17 protein-coding genes are annotated in these 20265 nt (G+C 45.4%); 14 read left to right on the forward strand and 3 right to left on the reverse strand.

Annotated elements, in window-relative coordinates; translation table 11 throughout:
• Positions 1–52: 52 nt before the first annotated feature.
• The 3 genes from JSQ80_RS28750 to JSQ80_RS28760 form a co-directional block, all read right to left on the reverse strand.
• A complete protein-coding gene (locus JSQ80_RS28750; protein ID WP_206098141.1) occupies positions 53–490 on the reverse strand; it encodes a hypothetical protein in 438 nt (145 codons plus the stop codon).
• A gap of 153 nt (positions 491–643) precedes the next feature.
• Entirely contained in the window at positions 644–1627 is a 984-nt protein-coding gene (locus JSQ80_RS28755) for a site-specific integrase (protein ID WP_206098142.1), read from the reverse strand.
• A 26-nt stretch (positions 1628–1653) separates the two neighbouring features.
• Complete coding sequence (locus JSQ80_RS28760) at positions 1654–2577, reverse strand: DNA sulfur modification protein DndB (RefSeq protein WP_206098143.1); 924 nt, start codon at positions 2575–2577, stop codon at positions 1654–1656.
• 158 nt (positions 2578–2735) lie between these two features.
• Here JSQ80_RS28760 and JSQ80_RS28765 point away from each other — a divergent pair, with 158 nt between their 5' ends.
• The 14 genes from JSQ80_RS28765 to JSQ80_RS28830 form a co-directional block, all read left to right on the forward strand.
• On the forward strand, positions 2736–4001 hold the full coding sequence (locus JSQ80_RS28765) for a hypothetical protein (RefSeq protein ID WP_206098144.1): 1266 nt from the start codon (positions 2736–2738) through the stop codon (positions 3999–4001).
• Between the two features lie 202 nt (positions 4002–4203).
• Positions 4204–4926, forward strand: coding sequence for a hypothetical protein (locus JSQ80_RS28770; protein WP_206098145.1), 723 nt, complete (start codon positions 4204–4206; stop codon positions 4924–4926).
• A 39-nt stretch (positions 4927–4965) separates the two neighbouring features.
• Positions 4966–5736: a hypothetical protein gene (locus JSQ80_RS28775; RefSeq protein ID WP_206098146.1), complete on the forward strand. Its 771-nt coding sequence runs from the start codon at positions 4966–4968 to the stop codon at positions 5734–5736.
• A gap of 478 nt (positions 5737–6214) precedes the next feature.
• Positions 6215–6697, forward strand: coding sequence for a hypothetical protein (locus JSQ80_RS28780; RefSeq protein WP_206098147.1), 483 nt, complete (start codon positions 6215–6217; stop codon positions 6695–6697).
• Between the two features lie 17 nt (positions 6698–6714).
• The gene (locus JSQ80_RS28785) at positions 6715–6876 is read left to right on the forward strand and encodes a hypothetical protein (RefSeq protein WP_206098148.1); all 162 of its coding nucleotides are present in this window, start codon (positions 6715–6717) and stop codon (positions 6874–6876) included.
• Positions 6877–6927: 51 nt separating this feature from the next.
• Positions 6928–11598: a rhoptry family protein gene (locus JSQ80_RS28790; RefSeq protein ID WP_206098149.1), complete on the forward strand. Its 4671-nt coding sequence runs from the start codon at positions 6928–6930 to the stop codon at positions 11596–11598.
• Between the two features lie 13 nt (positions 11599–11611).
• Positions 11612–12205, forward strand: a complete 594-nt coding sequence (locus JSQ80_RS28795; RefSeq protein ID WP_206098150.1) for a distal tail protein Dit — start codon at positions 11612–11614, stop codon at positions 12203–12205.
• A gap of 14 nt (positions 12206–12219) precedes the next feature.
• Positions 12220–12855, forward strand: coding sequence for a hypothetical protein (locus JSQ80_RS28800; protein WP_206098151.1), 636 nt, complete (start codon positions 12220–12222; stop codon positions 12853–12855).
• An 11-nt stretch (positions 12856–12866) separates the two neighbouring features.
• On the forward strand, positions 12867–13508 hold the full coding sequence (locus tag JSQ80_RS28805) for a phage tail family protein (RefSeq protein WP_206098152.1): 642 nt from the start codon (positions 12867–12869) through the stop codon (positions 13506–13508).
• A 12-nt stretch (positions 13509–13520) separates the two neighbouring features.
• Positions 13521–17048, forward strand: coding sequence for a phage tail spike protein (locus tag JSQ80_RS28810; protein ID WP_206098153.1), 3528 nt, complete (start codon positions 13521–13523; stop codon positions 17046–17048).
• Positions 17049–17122: 74 nt separating this feature from the next.
• Complete coding sequence (locus JSQ80_RS28815; RefSeq protein ID WP_336245865.1) at positions 17123–17857, forward strand: stalk domain-containing protein; 735 nt, start codon at positions 17123–17125, stop codon at positions 17855–17857.
• Between the two features lie 158 nt (positions 17858–18015).
• Positions 18016–18735 carry a stalk domain-containing protein gene (locus tag JSQ80_RS28820; protein ID WP_206098154.1) on the forward strand — a complete coding sequence of 240 codons (720 nt, stop codon included), beginning with the start codon at positions 18016–18018 and terminating at the stop codon, positions 18733–18735.
• A 209-nt stretch (positions 18736–18944) separates the two neighbouring features.
• Positions 18945–19676 carry an ankyrin repeat domain-containing protein gene (locus JSQ80_RS28825; RefSeq protein WP_336245866.1) on the forward strand — a complete coding sequence of 244 codons (732 nt, stop codon included), beginning with the start codon at positions 18945–18947 and terminating at the stop codon, positions 19674–19676.
• Between the two features lie 156 nt (positions 19677–19832).
• Positions 19833–20265: stalk domain-containing protein (locus JSQ80_RS28830; protein ID WP_240464337.1), on the forward strand; the 433-nt coding region annotated here is incomplete at its 3' end.

Here is a 20265-nt window from a genome sequence, read left to right on the forward strand (position 1 = left end):
TATTATGCATATTTTATTTTTATAATGGCAGAAAGAAGCTTCTAGCAGCCTCTCACCATGTTGCGCGCACGATTTTACTGAGCGAATTATACCATTCGTCAGTTGCGCATATATTGTATACTTTGGCGGCAGACAGCTCACCGCGAACTATTTTTTGATCCAGCTTCGCCACTTCCCACCGTGAACACTTTTTGCGGAAAAGCTTTTCCAAGGCCATTGTGCGATTTTTATAATAATCATGCATAAACTCAATTTCGGAATAGGCTGCGCGCTGCCAACCAATATAAGCGTCTGTCGCATCCTCCAACGCATCCGTATCTCCATGAAAAAAACGATGCCAATCGTCGACATCCTGTTCGGATTGGACAGCTTCCTCGATTGCGCGAAACGTATGTTCTTCCGTACGGAGGCCGCAAGCTTCAATTAACCACAATAAAAAACGATCTCGCTTGCTCCCCCAGTCTTCTTTTACTACCCAACATGCCGCCATTCTAGAGCCCCCTCTTTCTGCTGTAAGTGCGTGTTCAAAAAGTCTTTTGGAACAGCCTCTATACTCATAGTATAAGGGTGGATTCCCGTGGTGGATTACAGCAACCTGTTTATTATCGCCACATTTTTTTAAAATATTTTTATACTTTTTTCTTCAGCCCTGCTTTTCGTTCCATTGATATAGCGCTTGCAGCGTCGGCAGGTTCAAAAATTCTTTTCGAATGCGGTACCCGCTCTGCTCTGACTCTTCATTGAACTGCTGCGCAATCCGCTTATATTCGCTTCGTTCGAACCGCTCGAACTGCGCGTATAAATGGTTGGCCATGGCCAGCATGCCCGAATAACGGATATTCATGGGCGTGAAGCCAGGTTCCTTGATTTCCTTGGCAATGTTGGATAATCTGCGATGAATGATATTTTTTTCCGCCTCATTAAAATGCTCTGTTCTCGTATGGGAAGATTTGATGACATAATTATTGTCGACCAGCCATGCGGTCGGAGCTTTGATGTCGATGCTTGGATTTCCGTTTTTCTTCTCGTATTCACTTTCCCGCAGCGCCTTCACGCATAGATCAATGCATTGCTCGCTAACGGCAATCATCCTGCGGTTGCCTTTATCGTCCAGCAGCGTCAGCTGCTTGTTCTCCACATCCACATCTTCATTCTTTAAATTAAGCAGCTCGCTATTCGCTACTCCCCGAACGCCATTGAACAACAAGCTGACAATGACGGCATCCTGAGCATTGACGCATTTTAAAATAATGGTATCGATTTCATGCTCTGTCCAATATTTCTTAATCCCTTTGATGACGAACTGCTCTTTCCACTCTTGCGCCACCCCATCCAACGGATTGAGACCGCATGCCAGACCTTCTTCTATCGCCCAATCGATATATTTCGATATCCATGTCACGTTGGCTCGGCTTGAATATTCCGTCTTGGGCAAGTATAAGTAGAACAGGCGTCTCAGCTGCTCGCGATTAAAGTCATACAAATCTTTGTCCAGATCATGCTCGATCGTTTGAGACACTTTAAACAGCCTGGCTATAATTTTCTGGGTCCCTGCGGCGTACGCCTGCATGAATCTGCGCTTCGCTTCTTCATTGTAAAATTTATTTTCATACACGATATTGGCCATTGCTCCACACCCCCTGCAAGCTGGATTTACATCAACTCATCAACCTTTTGCTCAAAAAACTGCTTGATTTGACGCTTTATTTTGTTGGAATTTACTTTTCCTTGCGCCGACATGACCTGCGCGCCGATGCTCTCAGCCATATAATGCTTGACGAGCGTCTTGTCGAACCGGTTGACCGTATTGATCTGTCCAAGCAGAAATTGCGCCTCGCTCAGCGGATAATATTTAATCGCTACGTTCATGAACCCTTCATAATCCGGTTCTTCCTCCAGCACGTTCAATATCGCTTGGACGCGGTGCATCCCATCGATCAGATTGACGGTCGTTCCTTCATAAATGGTTAAACTGCCATCCTCATATGCGATCTGATCATGGCCATCAACCAATATATTAATAAGCAGGGTATCCGCCTTATATTTCCCTTCCAGCATCAGGCGAGTAATATTTTTTACGCTTTTCAAATTGATATCCGCTTTTTCGGATACGGTGCCATCCTTCATCATTTTCTTCTTCGACAGCCGCTGCGCCTGCAGGTTATACGTAATCACCTTGGAGTTCCATAATCGTTGAATCTCTTGGTACGAGAGCATTGTGACAAAGTCTCTTCCCGACGGAGCCGCGAGCACCCCTTCCATCGTATAGGGCAACGTTATGTCATCATTACTCTGGCGCATATATTTAGCAGCTTTAGTTAATTCACTCTTCTTGTAAAATCGAGCGGGAGCAGCCTGTTCGTAGCCGGTTACTTCGTACACGACCCGCATAAGCACACATAATTCCACTTCTGACAAGCTATGAATGACTTCATGCTTCGCCAAAATTTCAATGAACAAGCTTCTGGGAAAGCGATGTCTTTGTACTAATATGTTATCAATCTCTCTTTGTTGTTCTTTATTTTTAATAATGTCTGCAAATAAGGAAGGCAGCGCATCGAAAAGCTCCACTGTCATGTATTCCTTCTCCCCTCAGGTCCACACTCTTCGTGGATATAATAGCATACGCTCATATAAGTGAGAACGATATATTTTCAAACGGGAACATATGTTTGTATTTCGTGAAGTTATGCTGTAAAATGATTGTACGAAACGACTCCAGGAGGAGATTGAACATGGAAGAAAAATATGTAACGTACGATGTCAATAACGAGAGCTTAAAGGATTCATTCTATCAACTATTCCAGCAGCTGGACTATTCCTTGCAGTATGGCGGCGAACGCGCGGCATGGTGTGAAGAGGCGCTCCGCAGCCAGCCATGGCTCCAGAGCTATATTCTAACCGCCCCCTTTTCCCGCAAGCATATAAAAACAAATCATGATCATTTATCTGAACACGATGCATTCTCTGAGTACATAACGAAGCTGGCTGACTATATTTTGTTTGCCGATTTCCAGGACGAGCAGCACGAACAGCAGGTGCTTTCCGGCACATGCAATAACATAAAAGATGAATATCCTACGCTATCCAACCATAAAAAAACGACCAATACATATAGAGAAGCGTTCGCATTCGAGAATGTTCCCGAATCGAGACTGGCACTCCATGAGCAAAGCATGAAAGAAATGTTGATGAAACGGAAGTCCGAAAAAAGACAGCAGGAAGATCGGAAGGTAACAAAAAAGGAAATCGAGCAATATGCGCCGCTCCAGCACATCATGGTCAATATTGATCATTTGGAGCAGCAGCTGCAGGCGGCAGCGAACGATAAACAGCCATTGAACGAGATTAAAGCGCGGAAATGGAGAAAGCTGCTCGGTGAACTGAAGTACGAGCTATTTATTGTCAGAGAACAGCTGCGCGGCGTTTTTTCATTCGGCTCAAGCGGCTCCCCCGTCTATGTGTGGGATGAAGATACCGGTTATTTTGACGAAGACCGTTATATTTCCGTAAGCGAGAATCACATTGATCTTAAAAAGGGCGAACATATGGAAGGCATCATGCTTCATTATTTCGAATTGAGCTCCAAATATTTCGGCCGCGTAGATGAAGACTTGCATGAGATTCTAAGAGAATTCAAGGAATTAGCTGCCACTGCGAGCTTAAAGCCAAAGGAAAGAGATGTTCTGAACATCCTGCTGCAGCAAGATGGCGCATATCGAATGGACATGTCCTACATCGATCAGGAAAAGACAAATGACATTTTAACGGATGACAAGCTGACCGATCATGAAAAGCGGTGTAAAATGATGACCTTCACGATAAATCCGAAGACGGAAATCATCAGACGCGCCACCGAGCATGTGCAGCACACCTATTCCCATAAAGCCAATATGCGGCAGGTCAAACGAATGGTGAAAAGCATATCTGACAAGCTTTCGAAAACCTATTGCGTCTCGCATAACATCTACATAAAAGAACGCATCCCGAAACATTTTTGAACGAAAGTGGTCAATTTTCCTCCAATGCCTCTATATATAGGTGAGAGGATGAGAGAGAAGCAGCAAACGGTTATTAAAAATAAAAAATGCATAAAAATATTTCTTCTGAAAGGAGTGGTGCGCAATGAACTTGATTGTATAAAAATGACTGCTATGACTATGAGCTATGAATTACATAATAAGCATTCATTGAGGGATCGGCATGCATATGAACCGGCTGGAAGCTTTTCTCGGAAGACCCGTGTCATTGGATAATGGAATTCGCCTCTACTCTCCTCTAATTGATGACATTGCCGAGATCGGCGAGCATAATTATTACATTTATCTTCTGTTTTGCTCTTTTGATAAAGAGAAAATTTTCAAAGATGTGTTCCGCATCGATGATGACCGATATTCTCTGATCGAATCTGCTGATGACTATGAATTGTTGACGCTTGAAGAGACAACGAAGACCTATCTGTGCAAGGCCCTATCCTTCTTTATACAGGATGACGTGCAGTTCGATGGCGCAACGCGGCAATTTGTTGTTGATGGCAAGCCATTTGTTACGAAGGAAAATTACCGCTTCTGTTCCCGTGTCATCCAAGAGCTGAATGGTCAGATCAGCGAAGCCAAAGCCGAATTAAAACCAAAAAATAATAAAGCTAAAATCATGTTCGAGAAGTTGAAACGGGCCAGAAGCAAATACAATGATGCGGAGCAAAATGCCTTGGAGCTGAAAGACATTTTGTCCATCCTCTGCAGTGCGGAGGGCAACGATATCAACGTATTTAATGTCGGCAAGCTGACTGTATATCAAGCGTATGAGCAGTTTGAACGAATCGGTCTGAAGGAAAGCCACAACCGAATGCTGCCCGTCTGGGCGAATGGCTACATGAAGGAAACGGATCAATTGCCTGAATGGATCGTAAAAAGCAAATTATAGTTTTGATATGAAAACAGATATTTTAGGAGGATTTATGTTATGACATTAGGAAAATATGGTTCCCGCGAAATTTTGGATACGCAAATTATGGATTACGCTACGAATACGCCGATCTTATATATGGACTACGCTACGTCCGCGCAAAATGAATGGACGGGTGAAACGGTATACGCTCGCGGCGGCAGCGGCAACCCGCGCCGGATTGCCTGGAATGGCGATAAAGGCGCAACGCTTACGCTGGAGACTCAGATCTTTACGATGCAGCATCTCGCCTTGCTCGCAGGCGATGAAATTACGAATGGCCCGCAAAGCATCTACAAGCGAGAAATCGTGCGTGTGGAAAGCGACGGCTCGGACGGCAAGAAAATCAAGCTCAGCAAAACTCCGGTGGGCGGAGATAAAGCAGTTAGTGTATTCGAGTTCACGAATGGCGTGACAGGCGCTCCTCAGGACGTGGCATCGGTTAGCGCCGCCGAGGTGAAGCTGGCTGACAAGGCAACCGTTGCCATCGGTCAAGAAGTAGAAGTGTATTACCAATTTCAAGCGGCGTCCGCCCATAAATTGTCCTTCAACGCGAAGTCGTTCCCGAAATACGTGAAAATCGTCGGCGACACGCTCTATGCGGACGAAGTGAGCGGCGAAATGGTTCCGATGCAGATGACTTATTACAAGGCGAAGCTGCAGCCGAACTTCACGCTGACGATGAGCCCTACCGGCGATCCAAGCTCGCTGTCGCTCGTGTTCGATATTTTCCCTGCGAAGGTCAATGGCGTGGACACGCTGGCGGACATGGTCATTTACGAGGATTAATCGGCACTGCGGCTTCAGGAGGCAGCTCGACTGGAGCGGCCTGAAAGGCGACGCGTTGGAGCAGCCCAAGAGGTGGAACTGCTGGAGCGGCCTAAGAGGCGGATTCATTGGAGCAGCCTAGAAGGCGGCCCGTTGGAGCAGTCCAGGAGACGGATCCACTGGAAAATGTGCAGCAGAAAGTTGGGTTCTCGCGGCTAAGCGGCCTGTTGAGTGGATTTGATCCAATAGATTTGGCTACCTAGCAGCGAAAATTGCGCAATAAATGCAAAAGCATTAAATCGCATTGGACATATTCCAATCGAGCTTAATCTTAAGCGGTCTCCATCCTGCCTTCACTGCACAGAATCCAATGGATGTCGCATTGGGGGGAAAGATTGGAGGCGTTCGTTCCGCTCCCGTCCCAGCTGAATCCGTTTCGCTTTTATTTAGGGGAGTAACCATACTCCCCTATTTCATTTTAATAAGGAGGAAAACCGACATGACACAACTCAAAAACCTCACCTTAACCCAGGTAAAAAAAGAAACCAATGAAAAATACAAACCTAAAAAGCAAGTCGTGTTCGACAACAAAACGAAGGTCGATGTCGAGACCGTATTTCGCCCCTCACGGAAAAACAAGCTCAAAGCAGAGCTATTGCACATCTTGACCGAGGCATTGACGGCCAACCAGCCTTTTGACGCCGGCCTGATTTTGGGCATCGAAACGATGCTGGCGATCAAGTACTTCACGTCGCTGAAGACAGATGCCGCGACCTTCGGCCAATATATGGAGATGCTCCATCTGCTCAATGATGGCGGCTATACCGAACCGATTTTGGATGCGTTTGACGCGGATGAGCTGCACAAGCTGTTCGAGGAATTGGATGCCGCTCTCGGCGTATTCAACCAAGCGATCGATCGGGAGCTTGAAAAATGGAACAGCGAATACGCAGACACGGAAAAACATACAGAGACCGCTTAGTAAAGGAGTGAACGTTCATGCCTAAATATGAATTGTCGGACAACATCGTCAGCAACATTTTGCAATTTCTGAACCGGACGCCGGTCGAGGGCTTCGCGCAGCAGGATGCGATGTATGAAATCCGCTACCTGCTCTCCCACCCCATCGCGGAGGAGCAAAACACCCAAGAAAGTGAATGAGCATACTGCCGAATGCGCATGCGCTCATCATGAAGGAAAGGAGTGGAAGCCATGAAAAACGATGTAACCCTGCTGACCGGTTCCTTGAATATTACGAAGACCGTTGAAGAGATCAATAAGGCAATCAAAAAGATCGAGAAGCATCCCAAGCTTAGCAAAGTAAAACTAAGTGTTGATTTTGATCAGAAGTATACGAAAAGTGTAAATGTAATGCTTTCATCCGGGCAACAGATAATAAAACAATATGAGCTGCAAAAGAAACTCATTGAAGAAATCATAGCCAAAAATTTCTCGCTTGGTGAGGCAATCAATAAAGTCACACAAAGAATACGCGCAAGTATAGACAGCTCTGTTCAAGCCACAAAACATATAAATGATAGAAAAACAGCAATCCTCCAAGAAAGCGATGCTATCCTAACCCTAATTCGTAATATGGAGAGGTTCGAAGAAAAGCAACAAGATTTAATTCGTGTACAGTCGGCCAACGAAATGGGGAGTAACGAAGCAACTACAACGAGTGTTGAATCCGCAGCCCACACGAAGGCAAGCCCTGTATCCAATCCGTTTGTAAAAACAGCCAGCGATTTTTTTAACGGCTTGGGAACTGATGCTGCAAAAAGACTTTTTGATGATTCTATGGTCAAAGCATTTGCTGATGCTGGGAGAAACATAAGGGCACTCTCGTTTTTTACTGAACTTTATACCAACTCAACTCTTAAAGCAAAAATAGCTCTAATTGGATTACAATCTGTTCTAAGCATTGGGTTATCAACTGCTATTGGCTTAGCAGTGAGTGGTCTAACCTCTTTATACAATAAATACGAAGAAGAAAAACAGAAGCAAATCGAATTAGAAAAACAAACGAGACAGACCACCAAGTTATGGACAGCCCATAAAGACGAAATTTTAGAGCTTGTCAATACCTACAATTCTCTTCAAGCTGTAACCAACAATGGGCAAGTGTTCGCCAATTATGAACAGGAACAGTCTTATTTGACTGTAATTGAGCGATTGTCCACTCTAATGCCGGGTCTAGTAGCATCCATTGATGATAAAGGTCAAAAGCATTTAAAAAATACAGATGCCATTGAAAGAGAAATTGAAGGAACAGAAAAATTATCCAAGGCTCAATTGCAGTTAAATGTTAATTCTGCAAAAGACAGATATCGTAACATTATTGATGAAATCTCGTCATTTAATGATGAGATCGACAGTATACGCAGTCAACAAGGCTCGTTTAATTCCCAAAAAATTAAACTTTTAGCGGATAGTAGTAATAACAAAGAACTTTACACTGAAATACAACGCCAAATAAATGTTGAAAGTAATCAACTAGAAGTACAGTCAGTAGATATACAAAACAAAATTGCTAACAGGTACAGCCAATTAAGAGATGAGATTGCATCAACTATTGAAGACAGTTTACAACTAAAAAATATCAGCATCAAACCAGAATCGTTAAAAGAACTCCGCAATCTCATTGATTCATTTGATTCAGATTTTTTAAAAGATTCCGGTAGTGTTGACGAGTTGACTAAGAGCCTTTCTTCCTTGGCAAATATTATGTCGGACGGTATTACTTCCCCTGAAGAAGTAGAGAGATTCAACCAAATCAAAGATTTGTACAAATTATCCGATGTGCAATTACAAAATCTTACAGACACCTTTGATGCTGCCAAAGTTAAGGCGAAAGAGCAAGCTGAGAGTGTGGAACGAAACGCCAAAACTATGGAGCAACTTGCTGGTGAAATAAATAAGACAGTATCTTCAATGAATACTTTATCGGATGCATACTGGAAAATAAATCAAGGCGAGCAGTTGTCTGCTAATACAATCCTTCAGTTAATTAAAGATTACCCTCAACTAGCGCAACATCTTGCAGAAACAAATGATTTAACTTTTAAAAGGGGAGATTTACTAAAAGAGGTTGCCGATGCAAATCGAAAGCTCATGCTTCAAGAGCTTGAGAATGAAGAGAAAAGTGTTCGAAGCTCATGGAATCAGCTCGAATCCAAAAGAAAAATGTATGAGCAGTTCTACAATCAAATCGGCGCTATCACTCCTCATGCTGAACAGTTAGGCAGCATGATATTTGGGGAAGAAGCTAAGGCTAAGCACGCAGAATTGAAAAAGAGGCTCGAACAAATTGCGGCTTCAAAAAAAGTGCTGAGTAAACCAATTGACTTCTTCTTTTCAAGCAGCGCTCCTACTGGTAAAACCCCAAGCTCGACAAGTGGCTCTAAAGAAAAAGCTCCTTATGTTCCTAACTTAAAGTTGAACAAGTTTGAGGAAGAGGTTGAAAAAGCCAACAAAGCTTTAGAGTTAAATAACCAAGCCATTCAAGAAGGTATCGCTTCTGGTAAAGAGTATGACAACTTACTAGAGAAGAGAATTGAAAAATATCATAACCTAATCCAAGCCCTTGAGAATTTAAAGAAATCTCAGGTGAATGATAGGTCATTACTAGAGAAAAAACTAACTAAAGTTGGACTAGTCAAGAATGGTGAAGTTATCGATAATGTCACCGAAAAACTGGGTTCAATGGCTAAAAACGAATATACAACTAAAGGAACGGGAAAAAATAAAAGGTCAAATCTGACCTACGGATATTCAGTTAATCAACTAGAAAAGTTCGTAGAAGAATTCCTTTCCTTAACGAAAAAACTTGATGATACTGATGTAAAACTAAATGGGTCTGTCATAAACCTTGCTGAATCCTACAAGGATAATTTGGAACGTCTTCAGAACACCAGCGAAAATAAACAAGCCAAGTCCAAGCATAAAATTGCCATGCTGGGTGAAATCAACACCACGGAAGAAAAAGAGCTGTTGGCTACGTATACGGAAGAGATTGTCCAGAACATCGTCAACGAACGAAAGCAAATCAATGATGAAATCTATAAAACCCAGCAATTTATCCGAAGCGGCAAGTCTACGGACGCCCAGAAACGGGCTGCGGAAATATACCTCAAGACTTTGCTGGATGCTCAAAACAATAAGTATGAAGAGGTAGTCACTCAATCCGAGGACCTCGGGAAAAAACAAGCGGACGCCCTTATCTCCGGGTTCGAGGATCAGATGAAAGAGCTGGAATTCCAGAAAAGCCTGTTGGGCTCATTGGACACGCTCGAGAAGCAGCAAGCGGCCACAGACATCGACAAGGCCATTGCTTCCGTTTACGCCCAAGCTGCACAATCCATTGAATCGCAAACCGCGGAATTGACACGGAAACTAAATCAGAGCCAATCCATCGCGGAAAAGAGCCTCACCCAAGCCAAGCTTGATGCTCTCAATGAATATCAGCGCACCGTATTGAAGCAAATTGCCGATATGAACAATGCGGAAGCGAAAGCCAGATCCGATCGGGCTGACAGCATCATCGAGAATTACAAGAAAATGCTCCAGAAGGAAAAAGAACTTCGCGAGCAAGCAATCGAAGAAGAAATACGCGGCGAGAACGAGCGCCATAACAATAAAGTCAAACATTTGGATGACGAGCTGAAACGATACGAAGACATCATCAACGCTCGGCTCAAGTCGCTGGATCGGGCCAATGCGGAAGAGGATTACGAAGCGCAGTTAAATAAACTGATGAAGGAGCGGCAGGACATTGCTGACAAGATCAGTGTGCTGGCGCTGGACAATTCCTTTGAAGCAAAAGCAAAGCGAAAAGCGCTGCAGGAGCAGCTCGATTCCAAAAATGAAGAAATCGACAAGTTCAAGCTCGATCGCGAGCGCGAGCTCGTCAAAGAAGGCCTCTCCGATCAGCTTGAAGACCGGAGAAAAACAATCGAGAAAGAAAGAGAGCTCGAGGATAAGCAGCACGAGGACGCGCTCGACAAGCTCGATAAAGAGAAGCGCAAAATCGAACGACATTACAAGCAAATCCTGGAAGACGAGAAATGCTTCTATGACCTGAAGCAGTCCCTGCTCAATGAAGACAAAGCCGCCGTAAATACGGCCTTGAACGAGATACAATTAAAATACGATTCGTTCTTTGCTCATCTCGAAGAGCAAAGCAAGCGGTTCGGCACGAAAATAGCCGACAACATCAGATACGGCTTTGAGCAGGACTACACCAATACGCAGGAGTATCGCGACACTATCGGTTCATCCGGCAAAGCGCCTTCCGGCAGCTCCACTGTGCCGGGACAAGCAGGCGGAGGCAAGCAGAACGAAGATGCCGAGAAGCAAAGAAGCTGGAAGGAGTACCTTGCCAACAAGCAGCGAGCCGAATCCTTGACCAGACAAGTAATCCAACTGCAACGAACCAATCCCAATTCGATTGACATCATTCATATCAAGGAAGAAATCAACAAGCTGCGCAGCATAAACGATTCCTATCGCAAATTATACAATTTCCCGGATAAATCCTATGACGAGTTGAAAAATATAAAGCCGTTCTCCGCGAAGTCAGGCGGCATGACTCCCCCATGGGGTGGAAATGGCGGCAAATTCCTGCTCGCCCACGAGAAAGAGATCGTGCTGAATCAATCCGATTCCTTCAACTTGCTGAAGGTGGTCGATATTACCCGGAACATCGTCGATTCCATCCGGAACATGAAGCTGCCCAGCTTCACGCAGCAGCAGAATACAACGCATGCCGGCACGACGATTCAGAATTTGCACGTAGCCATTACGGGAGCCTTCGGGCCAAAAGACGGCGGCGACATGGCGGCTTCCTTAATTAACGGCCTCAAAGCGCGCGGCGTCAATATTTAGGGGGTGACATCCATTGACAATCCGATCTTCCGAATCCTTCTCCTATGCCGGAATCAAATGCAGCGATTACGGCATCGTGAACGTAAACATCAACTCGGGTATGCTGGAAGAGCCTTTCGCGGCCCCGCGCACGCTGCAAGAGGTCAGCATCGGCGGGCGCGGCAAGCCTTATTTCCAAGGCATTGCGAAAGACCCGCTCAAATTTCAAGTCTCATTCGCCTTTGAACAGACGTGGAATACGCGGCAAATCCGCGAGATAGCCAGATGGCTGACGGAACAGGACTATTACAAGGAGCTGATCTTCTCCAGCGACCCCGAGCGCGTCTTCTATGCCCTGGCAGTCGACGAGCCTACACTGGTTCATAACGCGCTGTCGCAAGGCTATGTCAATCTCACGTTCCGCTGCGATTCGCCCTATTCCTACTCCCCTGTCTATTCATCCCCTTGGTATGAATGGCAAGATACCCGTCTCGACCATCGCATCAGCAATTTCTCCGCAGGCACGAAGCCAGGCCTGGCCGAGGATGCCTCCGGGCAGCTCGTGCTGGACTCCAAGGTGCCGCGATGGAGCGACTACTCCGGCGCAGCCTGGCCGGATATTACATAAGAAAGGAGCACCACATGTCACAACGAACGAAAAAACTAAAGCTGCACATCCCGGAATATACGGATGAAATCTATCAAACGATTCAAGAGCTCGGCGAGAACTTTTCCGCTTTGGATGAAGCATCCAAAGACGACGCCCCCTCCCCGCCTGTAGAAGGCTTGTGGAAGCAGAGCGACATCATATGGAACTCGAAGCCCGCCATCGGCGAGTATGCCGGCTGGGTCAATACGCGAACGGGACGTACGGCTCCCGCGTGGACGGCACTGACCTCCTATCGCAATGGAGACTGCATCATTCCGCCCGAAGACAACGGCCACGTTTACATTTGCATCCAGGCAGGCCATTCCGGAGTGACGGAGCCCGTCTTCCCGAGCTCGGCGGAGCGGGAAGTTCAAGACACACGCGGCGCTTCCGCTTGGCAGCGCTCCAAGCTCTATTTCAAACACGATATCGTATTCCCGACCGTTGACAACGGCCGTTTTTATGTATGCATCACCGAAGGCGAGGCCGGGGCGTCCGAACCGGACTGGAGCTTGACGAGCGGCACGAGCATCTACGATAACACCGTGGTATGGCTGGGATATCGCATTGCCAAATGGAAGGAAAGCGGAATATCCGCGCTTTTCAGACCGTTTGGCAAAATTGAATAGAGGTGTGAACGATGGCGAATTGGCTTTCTTTGAGCAACCTGTCAGGCGTCTACACATCTCCCCCAATCCCTGTTTCCTTGCATGGAGACGGCGCCCTGACGCGGATGACGTGGAAGAGCGATGCTCCTGGCAACAGCAAGGTCCATGTGCAGACCTCCCTCTCGGCGGATCAAGGCGATTCGTGGACTGATTGGAAGCCGTGCGTCAATGGCGGCAGCATTCCGGACGCCGAGATTGACACGCCGCTGCACGATATGCTGCTCCGGTTCCGGGTCATGCTGCAGTCTGATCGATACTCGGTCTCCCCTGCCTTCCGCGAACTCTCCCTGCATTTCGAGCCCGTTGCCGTATTCGACAACAAAGGCGATCTGAATTGCAAGCCGGAGATATGGATAACGAAGCAAGGACAAGGCGAATTTGCCGTGGTCAACACGTCGCAAGGCAACGCCGAGTTCCGCTTTGCGGATTTGCTTGATCAGGAAACGGTATATGTCAACAGCGAGCAGGAGCATATCGATACGAGCTTGGCCGCCACCTATCGGTACGGCAGCTTCAATGACAACTATTTGGACCTTCCCCCCGGCAAAAATGTGCTTAAAATCCGCGGGAACGCCAACTTCCAATTCCGATATCAATTCCAACGCATTCAATAAGGAGGTGAACCGATGTTAGGAGATATTGATTTCTTGAAAAAACCGATCAAACCGCAGCTGTTCTTGGTGAAGCCGAACGGAGAGACGATAAGCAAGCTGAACGAGGCCTACGATATTAACCAATCCATCCTGTTGTCGTCCGTCAATGAACTCTCGTTCAAGCTCCCCTATCGAATCGACATCAATCATAGGCTCGCGAACAACAAAAATATCGCCCTGCTGAAGGAACGCTATCATGTCCAAGTCGTGTTGGGCGAACATACAGAGCGCTATATGATTGATTCGACGAACGAGAACGGCGACGGCGAGACTGCTTACAAAGAAATACATGGCTACGCCCTTCCTTATGAGCTGCGCGACAAGCTGATTCGCGATTACGCCGTGGAATCGGTCCATGCCGAGCAAGTGCTGCGCGACGTGCTGTCCAATACGGTCTGGACCATCGACTATTTGGATGCGGACTTCAAGCTTACTTATCGCGCGTTCGATTTCGGCAATACAACGGTGCTGGATGCCGTCTATCAGGTCGCAGAGACGTACAATGCCATTGTGAGGTGGGATACGAACCGGCGAACCGTATCCATGATGAAGCCCGAACGGTTCGGCGTGAACAAAGGGCTGCGATTTTCGTACGGCAAATATTTGAAGTCGCTCGGCAAGGAGTCCAGAGCGGACGAAATGGTAACCCGCCTGAAAGCATTTGGCCAGGATGGACTGACCATCCACAAGGTGAATCCGACCGGGCAAAATTACATCGAGAACTTCAGCTATTTCATGTATCCATTTGAACGGGACGCCAGCAACACGGTCATCCGCTCAAGCGACTATATGAGCGATTCGCTCTGCCATGCCCTGCTTGACTACGAAGAACGGATCGAGGCCAGAGAAGAGGAATTCGGCAAGCAGCTCGCCGCCCGTAAGCGCTTGGAAGAGAGCCTGACACAGAAGGAAGTCGAGCTGCACTTGCTGCAAAACAACGAAGCCGTCATCACCAACACGATGCTTGCGCAGCAGTTCGACGGCAAAATGTTTTTCGAGACATATATTCACGATTCCACCAGCTCGCGCAGCTTCCCCGTGAAGGACATCTATCCTTACGCGGTGCTATGCAAAGTAAGCCCTGCCGCTGGCGTCCAGGTTACGCTTAATGGAGCCGCCAAGCCCGTCCAATCGGGCGCGTGGGTGCTGCTCGGCAAGGTGCAGCGGGCGGAGAACGTTGCCGTGGAAGTGCGCGGCGGATCGAATGTTGACGTGTTTTTGCAGGTGGCCAACATTTCGCTGGAGGAATTCGAAGCGGGCAACAACGAGCAGGAGCTTATCGACAAGTTCAGTCTGGATCACAAGCACATGCAGATGAAAGCCGTCGAAATCGAGCTGGCGAATCTGACGCATGAATTAGAGCAAGTGCACCAGGCGATTGCCGAATTGCAGCAGGACTTCTCCCCCGCGCGCAACTTTACGGACGATCAGCTGCTGGAGCTGAATTACTACGTCATAGAGAAAGAGTTTGCGGACGACAAATATGTCGAGGAAGAAGACCTCTATCAGGCGGCCGAGAGCAAGTTCAAAGAACTGCAGCTCCCGCAAACCCAGTTCAGCATCGACATCATTCATTTTCTCGATATCGTGGAAGAGCAGCGGAATTGGGACAAGCTGGTCATCGGCGACTATGTTCAGATTGCTTACGAACTGCTTGACATCAAAATAGAAGCGCGAATTTCCGAAATCCGCTACGATTACGAAAATTCGAGCATCCAGCTTACGATCAGCAACGCCAAGGACTTGACGAATGACCGGAAGAAGCTGGAGAAATTTATTTATGACAGCAAAAACACCTCCGTTACCGTGGACAGCAACAAGCATAAATGGGGCAAGGCGGTGGTGGATACCTCAGAAATGAGCAAGCTGTTCGAGCATTTCTGGAATAAAGTGACGAACAATATCAACATGGCGTCCAACGAATACGTCACGATCGATCGCAAAGGCATCACGATCATCGACCCGAATGATTCCCAGCGTTTCCTGCGGGCGACGCACGGCGCGCTCGGGCTGACGCGCAGCGGCGGACTCCGCTACGAGACGGCCATTACGCCTGACGGCCTCATCGCGGAGCAGGTGCTCGGCAAGATCATTTTGGGACAACGTGTCGTCGTGGGCGATCCCGACGGCCTGTTTACGATTGAAGGTCCGAAGCTGACAGTATCTGATCGGTGCGAACGCGAAGTGATGCGGCTTGGCTTGTATGACACAAAACCGGATAAGTTCGGCATGGTCGTAAACCGTTACCGTTCCTCCGAGTGTGCCGACAACACCATTGTGAACCGCACCACGGTCAACAGCGAGGATGGATTCGTCATCGAGCGCAGCCGCAACGGCACTTACGACAAGACCTTCTACACCTCGTCCGATGGCGACCTGTATATGAAGGGCAATTTCCAAGCCGGCGAAGGCGATCGCGTCTTTACCATCAACAAGGATGGCTTGGCTCTGGGCAATTCACGCTGGGCTGATGCCCCCTTCCATGCCGATTACTTCGGCAATGTGTGGATGAATCGTTTGGTTGCCGATTCAGCCGAAATCAAACATTCACTCTTCAAAGACGGCCATATTCGGGGATCAGACTTGGTCCTTGAGGATAAATATGGAGGCATCATCTCCATGTTTCCTGAGCATGGGCTGTACTTTGGGAGCGAAATACCGGAAGCGTGTCCCGCTTGGATTAAAATGGACGGAACGGCCATATTCCGCAAATTGCTCGTTACGGATGGCGACAACAATCTGCTTCTGGATTCGGAAAATAAAAAACTATTCATGAATCAATGGGACGTCATTGGCGCGGCCGCCATCGATGCAGAATTGATTGCCGCCAATATGCTTACCAATGAAGACGGTTTTATTTCCAATCTGACTGCCGGCAAAGTTTCCACTTTAAGCAATGCCGCCGAGAAAGGCTGGACGAACTATATCAAAATCGAAGGCAACAGCATTAAGTTTATTACGGGCCGAATCAAGGAGGGGACCGGCAAGCAGAAAAAGTTGTCTGACGGCAGACTTCTGTACTGGCTATCATCGGAAAGAACGGGAGAAATGACAATAGAACCTACTCCGTGGCCCGCAATGGCATATGACATGGATGAAAAAGTGAAGCAAGTCATCACGTTTGAACGTTCGGGTCACGAAGCAGAGCCTACACGTACGATTGGCTTGGGCGATGGGAGTCCAAGTGGCGGAAAAGCGGTGGAGACAAAATACGATGGCGGCTACAAGCTTGCTTATGGTGCAAGCAGCACCGGAAAAGATAGGAGTCTTGATCTAAAAGATGATGGTGTATTTATAAATTCCCAAGAAAAACTAGTAAATATAACTAGTAGGGATATAAGAATTGTTACCGATGGTGGGGATGCAAAAATAAAACTATCAAACGGAACCTCTTTTGAATTAACAAAAGAAGGAGATGTACATATTGGAGCATCCAGAAATATAAATATAGAAGCAACAGGAAATATAAAATTAAAGGCATCCAGAATAGACTTAAACTAAAGTTTTCATTTATTTGCGCCGATATATGCATAAGATATACCTATGTATAACCATAATATCGGAGGTATGTGAAAGTGAAAAAATTCGTAACCAAAACCCCTGCCTTTTTGCTGGGACTACTCGTTGGAGCAATTTTAACTGCGGGCACAGCCGTAGGCGCAGCAACGTTTTATAAAGCGATGCCAATGAATATCACGGTTGTAGTTGGCGAGAATCAGGCAAAACTAAGCGATTCTCCTTTAAATGTGAATGGGAAAACCTATCTCCCTCTTCGCGACACGGCGAGCGCTCTCGGTTATTCTGTACAATCTGTTACTTCTTCTGAAATTACGCTGAAAGAGAAAACAAAAGTGAACGTAAAAAAAGATCAAAAAAACACGGCCAAAAATGACAAAACGAAAACGACAATCCAAACGGTGAAAATAAAAAATTTGAAAGAAACCTATTCTACTGACGGCAAACTGGATGCAGGCAAGCTCAAGGAAGCTTTAAACAATGCAACTTTGGATGTAAATGCGCAAGATGCTGACACCGGCATGACCTTAATGCATTATGTTGTGCTTGAAAGAAATAACTATGAAGCATATAAGGCAATTAGACGCAATGAATTGAATGTCAATATACCAGACAACAATGGGCAAACACCGTTATTTTTATCCGTTATTCATGAAAACAGCTTTTACTTTGGTGAATTGCGTGATGACTTAAATGCTGATTTTATGATTAAAGATTCGGAAGGAAAACAAGCAATTGATTATGCCGATAAAACCTCTACTTACTACCGTTCATTAAGAGCTGAGATGATGTAATAGAAGACACGACCTCCTCAATTCAAGGAGGTCGTATTTATTTTCTTATGAAGTATAGTGATCCTAGGTTCACCTCTAACTTCATTTAAAAAACCATGCTCATTTTCCGATATATAGTACAATAGAACCATTCACTATATATTGGAGGTCACGTTTCAATGAAAAAAATAACGATATTAATTACGGGCATTTTTATAGGTGTCGCCTTATCTGCTGGAACTGTTGTGGGAGCGACTACATACTTAAAAGCAACTCAATCGAATGTGAAGCTTGTTGTGAATGACACGGAAGCGAAATTATCCAATCCTCCAGTTCATGTGAATGGCAAACTATATCTTCCCGTTAGAGATACCGCAAATGCTTTGGGTTATTCTGTACAGTCTGTCACCCGTTCAACGGTTACGCTTAAGGAAGGCATTAGCCAAAACACCTCTGCCCAGACTAATAAGTCGAAAGCAAAAGAGAATAGCGAGAAAAAGGAAAATCAAATGGTGAAGAACTTGAAAGAAACTTATTCTTCTGACGGCAAACTGGACGGAGTCAAGATTAAGGAAGCTTTAGAAAACGGCTCGCTTGATGTGAATGCTCAAGATACTGACACAGGAAATACTCTCTTAATGCTAGCTATTTTGGAGAGTAATTATGGGGCATATACAGAGTTTAAGCGCAATGATCTTGATCCCAATGTTCAAAACAAAGATAAACAAACGGCATTACATTTAACCACAATAAAAGACAACTCTTTTTTCAGAGGAGAACTACTGGATGAATTAAATGTTGATGCTTCAATAAAGGACGCATCCGGCAAACAAGCTATCGACTATACTGAAAAAGGTTCACCTGATTATTTTCGCTTGTATATGTATATGAAGAAATAAAGGATATCTATCATTCCGAGATATCCTTTATATTAAGATATGAAGTCATTTAAGTCACTCTTCAATGGAGTGGCTTTTTAATTTCAATACGTGAGAGTCATCAAATCACGAAAAAACGGATGAAAAACAGCTAGAGTGATGTAAACTAAAGTTATCATTTATCTTTGCCGATATATGGTATTACGCTAAAAAATCGGAGGTATGTGAAAGTGAAGAAGTTCGTAACCAAAACCCCTGCCTTTTTGATGGGACTATTCGTTGGGGCAATTTTAACTGCGGGCACAGCCGTAGGCGCAGCAACATTTTATAAAGCGACGCCAATGAATATTAAAGTTGTAGTTGGCGAGAATCAAGCAAAACTAAGCGATTCTCCTTTAAATGTGAACGGGAAAACCTATCTCCCTCTTCGCGACACGGCTAGCGCTCTCGGCTATTCTGTACAGTCTGTTACTTCTTCTGAAATTACGCTGAAAGAGAAAGCAAACGTGGATAAAGAAAAAGATCAAAAAAACACGGCCAAAAATGACAAAACGAAAACTACAATTAAGACGGTGAAAATGAAAAATTTGAAAGAAACCTATTCTACTGACGGCAAATTGGATGCTGCCAAGATTAAGGCAGCTTTAGAAAATGGCACTCTTGATGTAAATGCGCAAGATTCTGACACCGGTATGACCCTGTTGCATTATGTTGTGCTTGAGGATAACTATGAAGCATATAAGGCAATTAGACGCAATAACTTGAATGTCAATATACCAGACAACAATGGGCAAACACCATTGTTCTTAGCAGTTATTAACAAAAACCACTTTTACTTTGGTGAAGTGCTTGATGAATTAAATGCTGATTTTATGGTTAAAGATTCGGGAGGTAAACAAGCAATTGACTATACCGATAAAGGTACTACTTTCTATAATGCCTTAAGATTCAAGATGTTGTAACAGAAGACATGACCTCCTTAATATTAAGGAGGTCGTATTTCTTTATCAAAAAGTTATCCTAGGTTCGCCTCTAGATTACATTTAAAATAACGATGCTCATTTTCCGATATATAGTACAATAGAACCATTCACTATATATTGAAGGTTAACGTTTCAATGAAAAAATTAACGATATTAATTACGGGCATTTTTATAGGTGTCGCTTTATCTGCTGGAACTGTTGTGGGAGCAACTACATACTTAAAAGCAACTCAATCGAATGTGAAGCTTTTTGTGAATGACACGGAGGCGACATTATCCAATCCTCCAGTTCATGTGAATGGGAAACTGTATCTTCCAGTTAGAGATACTGCAAATGCCTTAGGTTATTCTGTGCAGTCTGTCACCCGTTCAACGGTTACGCTTAAGGAAGGCATTAGCCAAAACACCTCTGCTCAAACCAATGACTCGAAAGTAAAAACGAATAGCGAGAAAAAGGAAAATCAGATGGTGAAAAATTTGAAAGAAACTTATTCTACTGATGGCAAACTGGATACAGCCAAGATCAAGGAAGCTATAAACGATGGAACTTTGGATGTAAATGCGCAAG

The sequence above is a fragment of the Paenibacillus apiarius genome (assembly GCF_017052585.1).
GTDB classification, from domain to species: domain Bacteria; phylum Bacillota; class Bacilli; order Paenibacillales; family Paenibacillaceae; genus Paenibacillus_B; species Paenibacillus_B apiarius.

Bases quoted from the DNA above. Each gene is read 5' to 3' on its own strand.
- JSQ80_RS28820 (WP_206098154.1), top strand. From the start codon at position 18,016: ATGAAAAAAATAACGATATTAATTACGGGCATTTTTATAGGTGTCGCC.
- JSQ80_RS28765 (WP_206098144.1), top strand. From the start codon at position 2,736: ATGGAAGAAAAATATGTAACGTACGATGTCAATAACGAGAGCTTAAAG.
- JSQ80_RS28785 (WP_206098148.1), top strand. From the start codon at position 6,715: ATGCCTAAATATGAATTGTCGGACAACATCGTCAGCAACATTTTGCAA.
- JSQ80_RS28780 (WP_206098147.1), top strand. From the start codon at position 6,215: ATGACACAACTCAAAAACCTCACCTTAACCCAGGTAAAAAAAGAAACC.
- JSQ80_RS28805 (WP_206098152.1), top strand. From the start codon at position 12,867: ATGGCGAATTGGCTTTCTTTGAGCAACCTGTCAGGCGTCTACACATCT.
- JSQ80_RS28775 (WP_206098146.1), top strand. From the start codon at position 4,966: ATGACATTAGGAAAATATGGTTCCCGCGAAATTTTGGATACGCAAATT.
- JSQ80_RS28800 (WP_206098151.1), top strand. From the start codon at position 12,220: ATGTCACAACGAACGAAAAAACTAAAGCTGCACATCCCGGAATATACG.
- JSQ80_RS28810 (WP_206098153.1), top strand. From the start codon at position 13,521: ATGTTAGGAGATATTGATTTCTTGAAAAAACCGATCAAACCGCAGCTG.
- JSQ80_RS28750 (WP_206098141.1), bottom strand. From the start codon at position 490: ATGGCGGCATGTTGGGTAGTAAAAGAAGACTGGGGGAGCAAGCGAGAT.
- JSQ80_RS28790 (WP_206098149.1), top strand. From the start codon at position 6,928: ATGAAAAACGATGTAACCCTGCTGACCGGTTCCTTGAATATTACGAAG.
- JSQ80_RS28770 (WP_206098145.1), top strand. From the start codon at position 4,204: ATGCATATGAACCGGCTGGAAGCTTTTCTCGGAAGACCCGTGTCATTG.
- JSQ80_RS28760 (WP_206098143.1), bottom strand. From the start codon at position 2,577: ATGACAGTGGAGCTTTTCGATGCGCTGCCTTCCTTATTTGCAGACATT.
- JSQ80_RS28755 (WP_206098142.1), bottom strand. From the start codon at position 1,627: ATGGCCAATATCGTGTATGAAAATAAATTTTACAATGAAGAAGCGAAG.